The following is a 15,838-nucleotide window of genomic DNA, read 5'->3' on the forward strand; positions in this document are numbered from 1 at the left end:
GGCTTGTCTCGGACGGCTGAGGAGTTGGCCGATTTGCGTCAGGAGTCGGATGTCGTCGTACTGGCGTCGGGCGATCCGTTGTTTTTTGGCATTGCGGGCTATTTGGCGAATAAGCTGGGGCGCGATGCGGTGGAGATACATTCACAGCCGAGCTCAGTGCAGCTCGCTTTTGCCCGGATGGGAGACAGCTGGCAGGACGCCGCGCTCGAAAGCGTGCACGGCCGGCCGCTGAAGGGGCTTGCCCAGCGCATCGACGGCCGGGCGAAGGTTGCGATTCTGACCGATGAGGAGAACGATCCGGCGGCGATTGCCCGCTATCTGCTGGCGTTCGGTATGACTGAGTACGATGCGTTCGTGGCGGAGAACCTCGGCGGCGCGGAAGAGCGGTACGGTTTTTGGCGGCTGGAGGAGCTGGCGGAGGCGCGGTTCGCGCCGCTTAACCTCGTCATTTTGCGGCGAAAGCCGGATGCGCCGGAGCCGCGGCGCGGCTTCGGCTTTGAGGATGAGGAATTTCACCAGCGTAAGCCGGAGAAGGGGCTGATCACCAAGAAGGAAGTGCGGGTGCTTAGCTTGTCGGAGCTGCGGCTGAAGCCGGACAGCGTCGTGTGGGACATCGGTGCGGGGAGCGGCTCGGTTGCCGTCGAGTGCGCGCGGCTTGCGCCGCTGGGACAGGTGTTTGCCATCGAGAAGAATGCGGGGGACATGGACAATATCGAGCAGAACCGGCGGAAGTTCCGCACGGACTTTACAGCTATCCATGCCAAGGCGCCGGACGGTCTGGAGGGGATGCCCGATCCGGACGCCGTGTTTATCGGCGGCAGCGGCGGCGAGCTGCAGGAGCTGATCCGGCTTTGTTGCGGACGGCTGCGCGAGGACGGGCGAATCGTCGTGAATGCGGCGACGATCGAGACTTTGCATGCCGCGCAGCAGGCGCTGCTGGCGCAAGCTTTTGCGGTACGCATCTCGCTCGTTCAGGTAGCCCGCAGCAAGCCGATTCTCGATATGACCCGGTTTGAGGGCCTGAATCCGGTTTACGTGATTACGGGGTTTCGGGCGAAGGATGAGCTGCTGGGAGAGGAATAGGACCGGGCGGAAAGGCAGGAAGGGATAAAGGCGGCAACATGCGGCGCAACCGCGCGACAGCGGGGCCGGCACAGAGGCGTAACCGCAAAGGAAAGAGAGGAAACAGCGATGACAACGACAACTGCCGTTAAGACAGGCACGCTTTACGGAATCGGCGTAGGCCCGGGCGATCCGGAATTAATTACGATCAAGGCATTTAGGCTGATGAAGGAATGTCCGGTGATCGCCTATCCAAAGAAGCGGATGGGCGGCAAATCGTATGCGTTGGAGATCGTGGAGCTCTATACGAATCCGGCCGAGAAGGAGATGCTCGGCCTGGTGTTCCCGATGACGAAGGACCCGGGGGTGCTGGAACGCGAGTGGAGCAAGACGGTCGAGCAGTGCTGGAGCCATCTGCGGGAGGGGCGCGACATCGCGTTCGTCACGGAGGGCGACCCTAATCTGTACAGCACGTTCATTCATATGGCGCGGCTGCTGCAGGAGCTGCATCCGGAGGTGCCGGTCCGGTCGGTGCCCGGCATCTCGTCGGTGCTGGGCGCCGCCGCGCGGTTGGGACTGCCGCTGGCCGACGGCGACGAGCAGGTGGCGATCGTGCCGGCGACGGGGGACCGGGCGGCGATGCGCAAGGCGATTCAAGAGCATGACGCGATCGTGTTTATCAAGGTGGCGAAGGTGCTCGACATGATGATCGATATTCTTGAGGAGCTCGGCCTGGCGGACAAGGCGTCGGTTGTGACGAAGGTGACCTCTGCGGAGGAGCGCATCTGGCGCGACGTTCGCAAGCTGCGGGGGGAAGAGCTGGAATATTTGACGCTGATGGCGGTGAGAAAATGACGGAGCGGCAGCGGAATGACGAAGCGAATGCGAAGCAGCCGAAGCCAGGTTCGCGGCTGGATGCGGGCGTGACGAAGCCGGAGTTCGGGCTCGAAGCGGTTGGGGTACAAGCGGAACCGCGGGTGGAAGCGAGTACGACGAAGCCGTCGCAGAGGCTGGAAGCGAAGGTGTACATCGTCGGCGCCGGTCCGGGCGATCCGGATCTGATCACGGTGAAGGGGCTGAGGATCGTGGAACGGGCGGATGTGGTGCTGTATACGGACTCGCTCGTGAGCGAAGATTTGGTCAGTCACGCCGGCGCGCATGCCGAGGTGCTGCAAAGTTCCGGCATGGACCTGGAGCAGATGGTGGACGTCATGGCACGCACGGTATCGGCGGGACGGAGCGTAGCGCGCGTGCACACGGGCGACCCTTCCGTGTATGGGGCGATTCTGGAGCAGATGGTGCTGCTCAAGCAGCGGGACATCCCGTACGAAATCGTGCCGGGTGTCAGCTCCGTATTCGCCGCAGCGGCGGCGCTGGGAGCGGAACTGACCGTGCCGGATTTGACGCAGACCGTCATACTGACGCGGGCGGAAGGGCGCACCCCGGTACCCGACCGGGAAAAGCTGCGCGACCTGGCCTCGCATCATTGCACGGTGGCGCTTTTTCTGAGCGCGACGCTGGCGAAGAAAGTCGTGCGGGAATTTCTCGAGGCGGGCTGGTCGGAAGACACGCCGGTCGCCGTCGTTCAGCGGGCGACGTGGCCGGATCAGAAAATCGTCCGCACGACGCTGCGCGAGCTCGACGGCGCCTTGCGCGAGGCGGGTATCCGGATGCATGCGATGATTCTTGCCGGCTGGGCGCTCGATCCGACGCTGGTCGACCGCGATGCGCACCGCTCCAAGCTGTACGATAAAACGTTCACGCACGGCTACCGGAAAGGGGTGGCCGCGAGTGAGTAAGCCATTCGCAACCGTTGCAATTACGAAGCACGGCGTGGAGCTGTCGCGCGGGCTTGCGGAGCATTTTCCGGGCACGGATTTGTATTATATGAGCAAGTTCGCCCGCGGGGACGAGCAGGAGAAGGGCTACCGGATGTTCGAGGGGTCGGTGAAGCTGATCCTGCCGGATTTGTTCAAGGCGTACAGCGGGTTGATTATTTTTATCTCGCTTGGAGCCGTCGTCCGCATGATCGCGCCGATTCTCGAGGATAAGAAAAAGGATCCCGCCGTCGTCGTGGTGGACGACCGCGGCGAGCATGTCATCAGCGTGCTCTCCGGCCATTTGGGCGGCGCCAACGAGCTGACCCGTCAGGTGGCGGAGGCGATCGGAGCGCGTCCGGTCATCACGACCGCTTCGGATGTGCAGCAGACGATTCCGGTCGATCTTTTCGGCCGCAGCTTTGGCTGGGAGATTGAGAGCTTCGACCGGGCGACGCCGGTGAGCGCCTCCGTCGTGAACGAGGAGCGGGTCGTCGTGGTGCAGGAAGCCGGAGAGACCGGCTGGTGGACGTACGACAAGCCGCTGCCCCCGCATATCCGTGTTTGCGCGAGTGCGCGGGAGGCGATGAATGCCGAGTTTGATGCGGCGCTGGTGGTGACGGACCGGCTGTTGGATGGCGATGAAGAAGCGGCATTGTTGGCTAACGGGGTGCTGTACCGGCCGAAAACGCTGGTGCTCGGCATCGGCTGCAACCGGGGAACGCCGGCCGAGGAGATCGAGGAGACGATCGTGACGGCGTTAGCGGAACTCGGGCTGTCGTGGAAAAGCGTGCGCAATGTCGCGACCATCGACCTGAAAAAGGACGAAGAGGGGCTGCTAGCGGTATGTGCGAAATACCGGTGGAAGCTGGCGGTCTATACGCCGGATGAGCTGAACCGGGTGCCGCTGCGCAATCCGTCGGACACGGTGTACAGGTACACGGGCGCGTATGGCGTGAGCGAGCCTGCGGCGCTGCTGTCTGCCGGCGCGTCGGATTGGCTGCTGGAGAAAAGAAAAAGCGGCAACGTGACGATCTCCGTCGCGCGGGTAAGCCTTCCGGCTCCAGAAGGAGCGGCGGTATGAGCGGCGTCGGGTGCAGACGCCTCGTCATTGCCGGCACCGGCAGCGGCGTCGGCAAAACGTCGGTGACGCTCGGGCTTATGGCGGCGCTGCGTCGGCGCGGGTTAACGGTGCAGGGGTTTAAATGCGGCCCGGATTATATCGATCCGGCCTATCACCGCGCCGTGACCGGCAGGCCGTCGCGCAATCTGGATACCTGGATGGTGACGCCGGACACGATGCGGGAGATTTTTCTCAGGGGCTCTGAGGGATGTGACATCTCTGTCATTGAAGGGGTCATGGGACTGTATGACGGGAAGGACCCGCTGGCCAATACCGGATCGACCGCAGAGATTGCCATGCTGCTGGAGGCTCCGGTACTGCTCGTGGTGAACGTGCAGAGCATGGCGCGCAGCGCCGCCGCGGTCGTGCTGGGCTATCAGAAGCTGGATGAGCGCGTCCGGATCGCCGGCGTCATCGTTAACAAATGCGGAAGCGAAGGGCATTACAGGATGGTGAAGGCGGCCATCGAACAGGTATGCGGCGTTCCGGTCATCGGTTGGCTGAAGCGGGACGAGCGGCTGGACATTCCCGAGCGCCATCTCGGTCTTGTGCCTGCGATTGAGCGGGGCGATCTGGGAGAGCTGTTCGAGCATGCAGCGGATTTGGTAGAGCACGGCGTCGACTTGGACGCAATTGCTGCGCTTGCCGGGGAGGCGCCGAAGCTGCAGTGGCCGGAGGAGCGGCTTTTTCGCGGGGAGGCTGCTGCGCTGGAGGGCGGTTCGTTGACGGATGCGGGAACGAAGGTCGGCGAGGATGCCAGCGGACCGACTATTGCCGTAGCGCTAGATGCCGCGTTTAACTTTTATTACCCGGAGAATCTGGAGCTGTTGGAGCAGGCGGGAGCGCGGCTGCGCTATTTTAGTCCCTTGGCGGGGGAAAAGATTCCGGCCGATGCGGACGGCTTGTATATCGGCGGCGGCTTTCCAGAGGAATTCGCGGCACAGCTGGCAGCCGGTGAAGCGGTGAAGGCGGATTTGCGGACGCGCATTGACAACGGGCTGCCGGTGTTCGCCGAGTGCGGCGGATACATGTACCTGGCGCGTTCGATCACAGACCGCGCGGGCGTCAGCTATCCCATGGCCGGTGTGATTCCCGCCGATGTGCGCATGCAGAGCAAGCTGGCCGCGCTCGGGTATCGCGAAGCGACGGCCTTGGTGGACTGCCCGCTGCTGGAGAAAGGCGAGACGGTTCGTGGGCATGAGTTTCACTATTCCACGCTGACGGCCGAGCTTGAGAACTACCCTTATGTCTATGAAACGAAGGGTATGCGCGGATCGGCGCAGGAAGGCTATTGCCGGGACAATGTAATGGCCGGGTACACGCATGTGCATTTTGCCTCGAATCCGAGGGTGGTTGAGAGATTTGCAGCACAGTGCAGGGAGTTTGGCGGGAGACAGGCGTGCTTGGGCTAGAGCTTGTTGGGTAAGCCGGCGGATTTGCTTAAGTAGTTGAACCAAACGGGACGGGTCATCACGACCTTCGAGGGATGGGACCTGGAGTAACGAAAAAGCGCTGTTTACTTCATTTGTCGAAAGGCGTATATTCTTATCATTGGGTTGATGCAACCAAATTTCAAATCCAAGGTAAGGAGAAGAAGGCAAGTATGTCAGATCTTGAAAAGGCCGGCTATAAATCCATCGCGCTCGATATCGCCCAGCGAATCGTAAGCGGTGAATTTACCGTTAACAGCAAAATTTCAGGCAGATCCCTGCTTGCTGGCCAATACCATGTTTCGCCGGAAACGATCCGGAAAGCGATCGGGCTGCTGAAGGAAGAAGCCATCGTTCACGTATCGCAAGGCAAAGAAATCATCATCGTTTCCGACTCCAACGCCAATGCATACATTTCGAAAAACAATTACTTAAAATCCGTCTATTCGCTCAAACAGGATCTTCAGCAGCTGCTGCTCGAGAAACAGGAAATGGACCGCAAGTTCGAGGATCTGCTTGCCGAACTCATCGAAGCCTCCGACCGTCTGAAGCATCTCAAGCCGTACAATCCGGTAGAGTTAAAAATAAAGCCCGGCGCGCACGTCATCGGAATGACGATCGCAGGTCTGCAGTTCTGGCAAAATACCGGGGCGACGATCATCGCTTTGCGCCGCGGAACGAATGTCTCGATCTCGCCCGGACCTCACGTGGTGCTGCTGGAAGGCGATGTGCTGGTAGTGGTCGGCGACGACAAAACCTACGAAAAAACCGAAAGGTTTCTGAATATGCCCCGTTCATAATCCGTTCTCCAAGGAAGCCCTCTCGGCAAGATGCCGGGACGGCTTTTTTTATCGACACCTGCGCAAAAAACAAACAATTTTTATGCGGTCCCGTCTCGTTCATCGTCAGGGAGAATGTGGATGTGATCGTGAATTGGAAGGTGGAGCCCATTATCGATGCGGTCAGAAGAGTGGCCAAGAGAGATGAATTGAACGGAATCCAAACGATAACTAACAACTTAATATTTTTTTAAGGTTGTAAGTTGAGAAGGAATTTGTTATAGTTGCAAATAACTTCGGTGCCGACTTGGCGTTTTGGATGGTTATTTGCGGGCAATCGCCATTTTCGACCCGTTCGCGGGTCTTTTGTTTTGTGAGGGGACTTTGATCTTGGGAAGGAGGAGTTGCATGTCGATCATTGAAGTCAGGCAGCTTACGAAAATTTTCGGACCGGATCCGGCACGCGCCGGCCGGCTGCTGAACGAAGGTTGGTCCAAGGAGAAGATTTACAAGGAAACGGGGATGACCGTCGGCGTCAACAAAGCCGAATTCTCCATCCGTCAGGGCGAGATCTTCGTCATCATGGGTTTGTCGGGCAGCGGGAAATCCACGTTGGTCCGGCTGCTGAACCGGTTGATCGAACCGACTTCGGGCCAGATTCTGTTTGGGGGCGCAGACATTGTCCGGATGAATCCGGAACAGCTCCGGCAGCTCCGCCGGAAGAACATCGGCATGGTCTTTCAGAAATTCGCCTTGTTTCCTCACCGGACCGTTCTCGGAAACGTGGAATACGGCCTGGAAGTGCAGGGAGTCGAGAGACGGAAAAGAAAAGAGCTGGCGATGAACGCGATTAGGTTGGTCGGATTGGACGGTTGGGCCAATAGTTTGCCCGATCAATTGAGCGGAGGGATGCAGCAACGGGTGGGACTCGCCCGCGGTCTGGCGAACGATCCGGACATCCTGCTCATGGATGAAGCGTTCAGCGCGCTCGATCCGCTGATCCGCAAGGATATGCAGCATGAGCTGCTGCTGCTCCAGTCGAAGATGAAGAAGACGATCGTCTTCATCACGCACGATCTGGATGAAGCGCTTCGGATCGGGGACCGAATCGCCTTGATGAAAGACGGCTCGATCGTGCAGATTGGCACCCCGGAGGAAATCCTCATCCAACCGGCGGACAAGTACGTCGAGCGTTTCGTGGAAGACGTCGATTTGTCCAAGGTTCTCACGGCCGCCCACGTCATGTTCCAGCCGCAGACCGTGACGCCGGAGCGCGGCCCCCGGGTTGCCCTGCAGCTCATGCGTGACAACGGCGTTTCCAGCTTGTATGTGACGGATACCGAAAAGAAGCTGCTCGGCATCATAACGGCGGATCAGGCGGCCATGGCGCTCCGGGAGAAGAGAACGATCCAAGAGGTCATGCAGACCGACGTTCCCTGGGTGCCTCCCACGGCATTGCTGAACGAGCTTTTCGAAATGATGGCCGAAACCCGGTTGCCGGTTGCGGTCGTTGACAACAGGGAGAAGCTGATCGGCATTATCCTCAAAGGAGCCGTACTGTCTGCCTTGGCGGGCAATCCCGTGCCGGAAGCGGGTGGTGTCTCGTGAACCTGCCCAAAATCCCGCTCGGAGAATGGATCGAGAAGCTCGAGGACTGGATGACCGCTAATTTCGCACCGCTCTTCGACTTCATCACGCTCGTGATCGGAGCGATGGTGGATGGAATCGAGACGGCGCTGCTGTTGGTCCCGGCGCTCCTCCTGATCCTGTTGATCGCGACGCTGGCCTATTGGGTTGCGGGATGGAAGATTGCCGCTTTTGCGTTTGTGGGATTGTTCCTGATCGACAATCTCGCGTTATGGGAGCCGTCGATGCAGGCCCTGTCTCTGGTATTGACGGCCGCCGTTATTTCCGTCCTCGCGGGAGTGCCCGTCGGCATCCTGTGCGCAAGGAACAATACGATCCGGAATACCGTCACGCCTGTCCTGGATTTCATGCAGACGATGCCCGCTTTCGTCTATCTGCTGCCGGCTGTAACCTTCTTTTCTCTCGGCGTGGTCCCGGGCGTGATTGCGTCCATCATCTTCGCCATCCCCCCTACGATCCGGCTGACGAATCTCGGAATCCGTCAGGTTCCCGGGGAGTTGGTCGAAGCCGCCGACGCATTTGGTTCGACGCCGGCGCAGAAACTGTTCAAGCTGCAGCTGCCGCTAGCCATGCCGACGATCATGGCTGGCATCAACCAGACGATCATGTTGTCGCTTTCCATGGTGGTCATCGCATCCATGATCGGGGCGCAGGGCGTTGGAGCATTAGTTTACCGTGCCGTCACGCAGGTGAAACTGGGCATCGGCTTTGAAGCCGGCATCGCGATCGTGATCATGGCCATCCTGCTTGACCGCCTGACGCAAAACGCGTTCAAGAAAAAATAAACAGGGAGTGTTGTCGTTGAAGAAGTGGAGTTTGTTGTTGTCCGCCATTCTTGTTGCTGCCGTATTGGCAGGGTGTTCCCAAAAGGGAAAAGAAAAAACCATTAATCTGGCGTATGTGGCATGGGATTCCGAGATTGCGAGCACGAACGTGGTCAAGGAGGTGCTGGAGTCGAAGCTGGGCTACAAGGTGAAAATGCTCCAGGTCGACGCCGGTCCGATGTGGACGGGCATTGCCGACGGCAGCGCGGACGCTATGGTTGCCGCTTGGCTCCCGAGCACCCACGCCTCATATCTGGAGCAATATCAATCGAAAATCGATGACCTGGGTCCGAACCTGGACGGAACCAAGATCGGCCTTGCAGTCCCAGCCTATTTGAATATCCAATCCATCGAGGATTTGAACAAGGCGGAGACGGCCTCCTCGCTCAAAAACAGAATCATCGGAATCGAACCGGGCGCCGGCATCATGATGGCCACGGAGAAGGCACTGACCGACTATGCGCTCAAAGACTACACGCTGGTCGAAAGCTCATCCGCCGCCATGGCCCAGGAGCTGATCAAGGCCTACGACAACAAGCAGCCGATCGTCGTCACCGGATGGACGCCCCACTGGATGTTCGCCAAGATGGAGCTCAAATACCTGGACGATCCCAAAGGCATATACGGCGGAGACGAGCAGATCCATACGCTGGTCCGCCAAGGCTTGAAGGACGACAAGCAGGACGCTTATACATTCCTCGACCAATTCGCGTGGGAGCCGGCGGACATGGAGAGCGTCATGGTGGCCATCCAGGAAGGCAAATCCCCCGAGGATGCGGCCAAGGATTGGGTCAGCGCGAATCCGGACAAGGTCGACTCCTGGATCAAGGGCACAAAATAACCAGTTGAACAGAGGCGGTAATACCCGATGGGGAAGACCGCCTCTTTTTTCTTCGAAAGGGTCAACTTCATTTCCAGCTGCGCTGGCGGGCATGACGATCAAGGGTGAGAGGCTCATGTAATTGCGCATGGGTCTATTTGATTTTTCACGCGAAAAAATATACACAATCTTGACTAATCTATGTTAATTTAATGATATATAAACTACCGTCAGGGTGATTGCTATTAATATGCAGCTACTATCTTCAATCAACAATACGAACATAACACTTGTCTCCTTTCTGAACCTGACTTCGGACGGCATTGCCATTGTCGATCTGGAGGGACGGGTCATCGAGCTGAACCATAAATTCGAGGAAATGCACGGCTGGACAAGGGATGAAGTGATCGGCATGGTCCTTCCGATGACACCGGAGAGGGATAAGGCCGCCGTTTTTCACCTGTATGAGCGTATCGTTCGAGGGGAAGACGTCTTGGGAATGGAATGCTGGAAATTACGCAAAGACGGCACGTCCTTTTATGCGGATGTCACGATATCTCCGATCCGGGATGAGCATGGCGAAGTCATCGCATTCGTGGGTGTGGAACGGGATATTACGGACAAAAAGAAGGCCGAGGAACAGCTGAAGGAAAGCGAGGAGCGCTACCGGGTGCTGGTCGAGACGTCCCCTGAACCGATCGTCGTATACCGGGATGATGTCATCGAATTCGTTAACCCGGCGACGGTGAAGCTTTTCGGCGCGCGCAATCCGTCGGAGCTCATCGGCCGGCATATCACGCGTTTCGTGCATGCGGAAGATCTGGCCTCTCTGCCCCGGCAGCTCCGCGAGCTTATCGAGACAGGCCGGACCTCGGAAGTGCTGAATAAGCGGCTGCTCCGCCTGGATGGCCAGGTGATATATGTGGAGGTCAAAGTCGTACCGATCAAGTTTCAAGGTCATCGGGCAGCGCAGCTGTTGTTCCGGGACGTGACGGACCGCAGAATAGCGGAAGATGCGCTTGCGGAACGGGAGCGGGAATTCACACGGGTGCTGAAGCTTTCGCCTGAGCCGATCATCCTGCTTCGCGACGGCATAATCAATTTCGCAAACGATCAAGGCATTGAGCTTTTTGGCGGGATGAACGAGGGGGAGCTGATCGGACGGCCAATCTTCGACTTTTTCTGCAAGACCTATCATCCCACGATTGTCGAGCGCATGAATCAAGCGATTCAAACGAACGACTCTATGGATTTCATCGAATTGAAGCTCAGGCGCCTGGACGGCAACGAGCTGGATGTCGAGCTGTCTTGCATTTATATTTACAAGCATATCGATTCACCGCTGCTGCAAATCGTAATCCGGGATATGACGGAGCGCAAACGGACGGAAGAGATGATCCGCAGGTCGGAGAAGCTCTCGATCGTAGGCGAGCTCGCTGCCGGCGTGGCGCACGAAATACGGAATCCGCTGACCTCGCTGAAAGGGTTTCTGCAGCTGCTTCAACAGAAAAACACCGTGTACGTTGACATTATGCTGATCGAAATTGAACGCATCAACAATATCGTCAATGAATTCATGAGCATCGCCAAGCCGCATGCGGTGCAGTTCGTTGAAACCGATCTCCGCGCTCTGATTGAGAATGTCATCTACCTGATGGAGCCGCAGTCGCTGCTGTTCAATGTGCAAATGACGCTTCATGTTGACCCGGACGTCCGGACTATCTACTGCGAGCCCAATCAGATCAAGCAGGTGTTCATGAATCTCCTCAAAAATGCCATCGAATCGATGCCCCACGGCGGCACGATCGAGATTGCGATCCGACAGAGGGAGAATGACGGCGTATCCATTCGCATTGTCGACCAAGGCATCGGGATTCCGAAGGAGAAGCTGGCCAAGCTCGGCGAGCCGTTCTATTCCCTGAAGGAAAATGGCACCGGCCTGGGCCTCATGGTCTGCCATCGCATCATCGAAACGCACAACGGTACGATGTCGATCCAGAGCAAGCTTAAGGAGGGGACGGTTGTCGAAATTGAAATACCGGTGAAATAATAGAGAGATTTCTAATGTTTCAACTCGCCTGTTGCGAGAAGCATACAAAAAGGCTGATCGGATCAGCCTTTTTGCGGTTTTCATTTTTTTAATCCGGCAGGCCGGAGACCGCGATTTACCGAGCAAAGGATTTTTTTACCATAGCGCCCACAAATCTATCTATAGTAGAGTACGGATGGGAGGTGGCTGACACCGATGAGAAAACAACTATCCGCACTGGCCATACTGGCCGCACTGACAGGGACGCTGCTGAATCCGGTCGGCGCCGGCGCATCAACCGTAACGACGAAAACATTGGATATAGAGGGAACCCAAGTGAAGACGTCCATACTTGTGCAGAACAACCGCCAGCTTGTGCCGGTGACGTTCTTCAGGTATCTGGATGCGGATGTAAGCTGGAGCGCACGCTACAATTCGGCGGTCGTCCGGAATCCGTCCGTCGTGATGGGCTTTCCGATCGGAACCGATTATGTGGATTATGAGCTTAACCGCAACAGCCGCTGGAAGCGGGCGGAGTTGTCTACCACTGCGGTCACCCGCGCCGGGAAGGTCTACGTGCCGCTGGCCTACACGGCCAGAATGCTCGGCATGAACGTCCGCTATAACGCAAACACGAAACAGACATCGATTTCACCGGCATGGAAGAAAGGCACCGTAACGGTGACTGCCAAGTCCGCCGCGACAAAAGCAGCCGCCACACAACCGGATATCAAATGGCTTTACCGGATCACGGAGGCGGAGGCGGGCGGCGAAAGCTATAAAGGCAAAGTCGCGGTAGCCGCGACGATCCTTAACCGGGTAAAGAGTCCGGAATGGCCGGACACGATCAAGGACACGATATTTCAAGTGACCAAATATAACGGCAAATCCTACTACCAATACTCGCCGGTGCTCGACAAGCGGATCTACAGCGTGAAGCCGAGCGCCGAGACGATTAGAGCGGTTGACGAAGCGATGCGGGGAACCGATCCCAGCTACGGCGCGCTCGTCTTCTACAACTCGGAAAAAACCGACAACCAATGGGTTCGCGACCGGAAACAAACCGTCATAATCGGCAATCATGTATTTGCGAAATGAATGATGATTGGATATCACACCTGGAGAGGCTGCGCAGGTCGGCAGCCTCTCTTGTTTTTGCGTAGGAAACGCGATCGGTTACGCGATCCAGACCCATGCCAACAAGCCGACCAGCACAGGCGCAGCGGCGGCGCGCGCTAACGAATGGCCTCTTTCGATTCTTCCTCCCTGCAGGCTTTAATATCCGTCGGAAATGGGTATAAAAAGGAGTATGACAGGCTCAGCATCGACTACCGGGTGCGGGGCTTCAAGCGCGATATTAGCTACACGAAGGACAAGCTCAGCCCGCAGGAGCAGAAGCAAATCACGCGGCGGGTGCAAACCGAGATGGACGAGATCTTCTACGGCAAAAACATGAGCCGCATGGAGACCGAGGAGAATGGAACGGACTGACGATGCGCGAGACGTGCTCACCCGGCACACCGCTTCGCTTGTGCTTCTTTTGTCACTTTTGCGGCCGAATGGACATAGGAGCTTACCCGATAATGTCGAAATTATGGGTATCGGCCATGTAAAGAAACAAGTAAAGAAAAAGCGGGTGATGCGATATGAAAACGATATCGGTTCAGCAGCTGGTGGCGCGCTTCAAGCTTGAAGTGCTCGCTGGTGCAGGGAAGCTCGACCGCACGATCTCGCAATCCAAGGTGCACCGTCCGGGGCTGGAGTTCGTCGGTTATTTCGACTTTTTCCCGATGGAGCGGGTGCAGGTGATGGGCCGCAAGGAAATTACGTATTTACATAAGCAAACGGAAGAGGAGCGCATGCTTCATATCGGCAATATCGTCAGGTACCGGCCGCCTTGCTTCATTGTGACATACGGTCAGGGCGAAGGGCTGAAATACTTGACGCAGTATTGCGAGGAAGAGGGGATCCCGCTGCTCCGGACGGTGGAGCCCACCACGGAATTCATTACGAAGCTGGACGGCTACCTGGTGAAATCGCTGGCCTCGGAAATATCGGTGCACGGCGTCTGCATGAATGTGTCGGGCATCGGCATTCTGCTTCGGGGACAATCCGGCATCGGCAAAAGCGAGACCGCGCACACGCTCATCCGTCGGGGCCATCGCCTGGTTGCTGACGACATCGTGACGCTGAAGCGGATCAGTCCGCAGACGCTGATCGGCACGCATAATGAAACAACGAAGGAATTTCTAGCGCTGCGCAGCATCGGATTGGTTAACGTGGTTAGACTTTATGGCCGTAAAGCGTTCCAGGATGAGACGAGAATTGTGCTGGATATCGAGCTGGCCCGTTGGCGTGAGAATGAGCTCAACAATGAGCTGGAGCTCCAGCCTGGCTACACCGACTATCTCGGCGTCAAGGTTCCGCATATCGAAATCCAGCTGCAGCCGGGCCGCGACGTGGCGGGCCTGATCGAGGCGGCGGCCAACAACTGGTATCTGCGCCAGCACGGCTACAGCGCCGCCGAGGAATTCATCAAGCGGATCGAGGAGCAGATGGAGGAGAACGGTTGACGGCGGGCTGACGCAGGACGGATTCCCAAGTCGTTCATGCGGTTGAAGCACAAGCTGGGCTGGTGGCCCGGGAGAAGGACGGGGCGTACGTGCCGGTCATCAAAATTTCGGGCAATCCCGAGAAGGTATCGACGCCCGGCGGTCTGGGAGTTGAAGATGGCATGCATTCGCAAATATCAGCAGCCCTGATTCCTGGATAGCTTTCCCGGTTTCAACTCGCTGGATTTTCGGCTGGCTTCATATCGAGAGCAATCTCACGCGCCAGTGGGTGCATATCCGGGATTGACGGGATAAAAAGGAGGGGCTGTCCCACAACCATCGTAGATGATGGTTGTGGGACAGCCCCATTTTCATAAACGAGCTTATGCTTTACCGTCGAATTCGACGATTTGCTTGACCACCTGTGCGATCAGCTTGATTTTCTCAGCGGAGCAGCCCTCGAGCATCTCCATGATCTCGCCCCGCAGAAAATCCCGGGAGGTGCTGTTCGTTCCGCTTAATATATATTCGGGCGTCTCTTCAAGCACAGCGCAGAGTTCGGACAGACGCTCCAAATTGATCGGCGTCTTGCCGCGCTCGATTTTGCTGATATAGGCGTTGGACACGTCGAGCTCTTCCGCCAGGTTTTCCTGTGTAAACCCTTTGATTTCCCTCGCCTTTCGTATCCGTTTGCCAATTAATTCGTAATCGAATCCCATCCCTATCACCTATACAAACTATAGCAACGAATAATAAACGGTCACATGCATAAATATTCAAATTGAACAAATAAGTTAAGTATGGTACACTTCTTGGTAGAAAAGGCTTACGCGATCGACACAATCCTTGTCGATTCGACGGTTTTTCGAGAACGCGTGATGTGGAGGACAGCATGTACGTATCCGTAACCAGAAGCGTGGAAGGAATCGGCATGGAGAGCATTCATGTCGACGATATTCTGTTTCTTGAAACTTCACAGAGCCGGATATTGGTTCACACGAAGGACGGCGTTTACTACGTGCCCAACACGTTGGAGCGTTGGATGAGGGCCTTCGGTTCCATCGGACAGCAGTTCGAAATGGTTGACCGCTGCTCGATCGCCAACCTGAACAGGGTGAGGCGAATCGATCCGGTATGGTGTCGGCTTTATTTCGACGACAATCCGTCCGAAGGCGCAAAGCCATGCAATGTGGCGAGAAGCCATTACCGGAAGGTCGCCAACAAGATCGAAGAAATACGTAAGGCCTGAGCAGGAGCAATGGACCCGTATGGGGATCATTGCTTTTTTTGTTCGGCGTGCCCGAGGCGCCGAGCGGCAGCAGCACGGAAATAAGTGACACGGGCGACCGGTTTCTGCGGACCGGCGTTTTTGGTATGATAGATAGACATATATCGATACAATCCGAACAAAGGGGGTTATCGCTTGACGGACAAACGGGAAAAAGCGGTCGTCGTTTTCAGCGGCGGCCAAGACAGCACGACCTGCCTGTTCTGGGCGTTGGAACGGTTCGCCGCAGTGGAGGCGGTCACCTTCAATTACGGCCAGCGGCACAGCCGGGAGCTGGAGTGCGCGGCACAGATCGCGCAGGAGCTTTCGGTCAAGCATCATATTCTGGACATGTCCCTGCTGAACCAATTGGCGCCGAACGCGCTCACGCGCGACGATATCGACATTGCCACCGGGGAGGGCGGACTGCCGACGACGTTCGTCGACGGCCGGAACCTGCTCTTTCTGTCGTTCGCTGCCGTGCTGGC

At 57.2% G+C, this 15,838-nt stretch carries 16 protein-coding genes; 15 read left to right on the forward strand and 1 reads right to left on the reverse strand.

Annotated features, from left to right (window positions below):
• From BG52_RS10825 to hprK, 13 genes are all read left to right on the forward strand, one after another.
• Positions 1-1,083 (forward strand): bifunctional cobalt-precorrin-7 (C(5))-methyltransferase/cobalt-precorrin-6B (C(15))-methyltransferase (locus tag BG52_RS10825; RefSeq protein WP_036667246.1); only part of this gene is annotated, 1,083 nt, incomplete at its 5' end.
• A 108-nt stretch (positions 1,084-1,191) separates the two neighbouring features.
• Positions 1,192-1,917, forward strand: a complete 726-nt coding sequence (gene cobI / locus BG52_RS10830) for a precorrin-2 C(20)-methyltransferase (protein WP_036581587.1) — start codon at positions 1,192-1,194, stop codon at positions 1,915-1,917.
• Positions 1,914-2,861, forward strand: a complete 948-nt coding sequence (gene cobM / locus BG52_RS10835) for a precorrin-4 C(11)-methyltransferase (RefSeq protein ID WP_081793793.1) — start codon at positions 1,914-1,916, stop codon at positions 2,859-2,861. Before cobI ends, cobM begins: the two co-directional genes overlap by 4 nt.
• Positions 2,854-3,963 (forward strand): cobalt-precorrin 5A hydrolase, encoded by a 1,110-nt coding sequence (locus tag BG52_RS10840; protein WP_036581589.1) that lies wholly within the window; start codon positions 2,854-2,856, stop codon positions 3,961-3,963. The genes cobM and BG52_RS10840 overlap by 8 nt, the downstream gene beginning before the upstream one ends.
• Positions 3,960-5,414: a cobyrinic acid a,c-diamide synthase CobB gene (locus tag BG52_RS10845; protein WP_051587580.1), complete on the forward strand. Its 1,455-nt coding sequence runs from the start codon at positions 3,960-3,962 to the stop codon at positions 5,412-5,414. Before BG52_RS10840 ends, BG52_RS10845 begins: the two co-directional genes overlap by 4 nt.
• A gap of 191 nt (positions 5,415-5,605) precedes the next feature.
• Positions 5,606-6,232, forward strand: coding sequence for a GntR family transcriptional regulator (locus tag BG52_RS10850; RefSeq protein ID WP_036581595.1), 627 nt, complete (start codon positions 5,606-5,608; stop codon positions 6,230-6,232).
• Between the two features lie 387 nt (positions 6,233-6,619).
• Positions 6,620-7,819, forward strand: coding sequence for a quaternary amine ABC transporter ATP-binding protein (locus BG52_RS10855; RefSeq protein WP_036581597.1), 1,200 nt, complete (start codon positions 6,620-6,622; stop codon positions 7,817-7,819).
• Positions 7,816-8,643 (forward strand): ABC transporter permease, encoded by an 828-nt coding sequence (locus tag BG52_RS10860; RefSeq protein ID WP_036581599.1) that lies wholly within the window; start codon positions 7,816-7,818, stop codon positions 8,641-8,643. Before BG52_RS10855 ends, BG52_RS10860 begins: the two co-directional genes overlap by 4 nt.
• 16 nt (positions 8,644-8,659) lie before the next feature.
• Entirely contained in the window at positions 8,660-9,523 is an 864-nt protein-coding gene (locus BG52_RS10865) for a glycine betaine ABC transporter substrate-binding protein (RefSeq protein WP_036581602.1), read from the forward strand.
• A gap of 229 nt (positions 9,524-9,752) precedes the next feature.
• Entirely contained in the window at positions 9,753-11,552 is a 1,800-nt protein-coding gene (locus tag BG52_RS14925) for a PAS domain-containing sensor histidine kinase (protein ID WP_051587579.1), read from the forward strand.
• Between the two features lie 195 nt (positions 11,553-11,747).
• On the forward strand, positions 11,748-12,629 hold the full coding sequence (locus BG52_RS14930; RefSeq protein WP_051587578.1) for a cell wall hydrolase: 882 nt from the start codon (positions 11,748-11,750) through the stop codon (positions 12,627-12,629).
• A gap of 144 nt (positions 12,630-12,773) precedes the next feature.
• Entirely contained in the window at positions 12,774-13,022 is a 249-nt protein-coding gene (locus BG52_RS16815; protein WP_036581605.1) for a hypothetical protein, read from the forward strand.
• Positions 13,023-13,177: 155 nt separating this feature from the next.
• Positions 13,178-14,104 carry an HPr(Ser) kinase/phosphatase gene (gene hprK, locus BG52_RS10885; RefSeq protein WP_036581607.1) on the forward strand — a complete coding sequence of 309 codons (927 nt, stop codon included), beginning with the start codon at positions 13,178-13,180 and terminating at the stop codon, positions 14,102-14,104.
• Positions 14,105-14,466: 362 nt separating this feature from the next.
• Here the strand turns inward: hprK and BG52_RS10890 are convergent, their stop codons facing one another.
• Positions 14,467-14,802 carry a helix-turn-helix domain-containing protein gene (locus BG52_RS10890; RefSeq protein ID WP_036581611.1) on the reverse strand — a complete coding sequence of 112 codons (336 nt, stop codon included), beginning with the start codon at positions 14,800-14,802 and terminating at the stop codon, positions 14,467-14,469.
• Between the two features lie 173 nt (positions 14,803-14,975).
• Between BG52_RS10890 and BG52_RS10895 the strand changes: the two genes are divergently transcribed.
• Positions 14,976-15,332, forward strand: a complete 357-nt coding sequence (locus BG52_RS10895) for a LytTR family DNA-binding domain-containing protein (RefSeq protein ID WP_036581615.1) — start codon at positions 14,976-14,978, stop codon at positions 15,330-15,332.
• 174 nt (positions 15,333-15,506) lie between these two features.
• The coding region (locus tag BG52_RS16500) for a 7-cyano-7-deazaguanine synthase (RefSeq protein ID WP_036667251.1) at positions 15,507-15,838 on the forward strand (332 nt) is incomplete at its 3' end.

The organism is Paenibacillus darwinianus (assembly GCF_000598065.1).
Classification (GTDB): domain Bacteria; phylum Bacillota; class Bacilli; order Paenibacillales; family Paenibacillaceae; genus Paenibacillus_I; species Paenibacillus_I darwinianus.

Coding starts and splice junctions, on each gene's coding strand:
- BG52_RS10890 (WP_036581611.1), bottom strand. CDS start 14,802: ATGGGATTCGATTACGAATTAATTGGCAAACGGATACGAAAGGCGAGG.
- cobI (WP_036581587.1), top strand. CDS start 1,192: ATGACAACGACAACTGCCGTTAAGACAGGCACGCTTTACGGAATCGGC.
- BG52_RS16815 (WP_036581605.1), top strand. CDS start 12,774: ATGGCCTCTTTCGATTCTTCCTCCCTGCAGGCTTTAATATCCGTCGGA.
- BG52_RS10895 (WP_036581615.1), top strand. CDS start 14,976: ATGTACGTATCCGTAACCAGAAGCGTGGAAGGAATCGGCATGGAGAGC.
- BG52_RS14925 (WP_051587579.1), top strand. CDS start 9,753: ATGCAGCTACTATCTTCAATCAACAATACGAACATAACACTTGTCTCC.
- BG52_RS10850 (WP_036581595.1), top strand. CDS start 5,606: ATGTCAGATCTTGAAAAGGCCGGCTATAAATCCATCGCGCTCGATATC.
- BG52_RS10845 (WP_051587580.1), top strand. CDS start 3,960: ATGAGCGGCGTCGGGTGCAGACGCCTCGTCATTGCCGGCACCGGCAGC.
- BG52_RS14930 (WP_051587578.1), top strand. CDS start 11,748: ATGAGAAAACAACTATCCGCACTGGCCATACTGGCCGCACTGACAGGG.
- cobM (WP_081793793.1), top strand. CDS start 1,914: ATGACGGAGCGGCAGCGGAATGACGAAGCGAATGCGAAGCAGCCGAAG.
- BG52_RS10855 (WP_036581597.1), top strand. CDS start 6,620: ATGTCGATCATTGAAGTCAGGCAGCTTACGAAAATTTTCGGACCGGAT.
- hprK (WP_036581607.1), top strand. CDS start 13,178: ATGAAAACGATATCGGTTCAGCAGCTGGTGGCGCGCTTCAAGCTTGAA.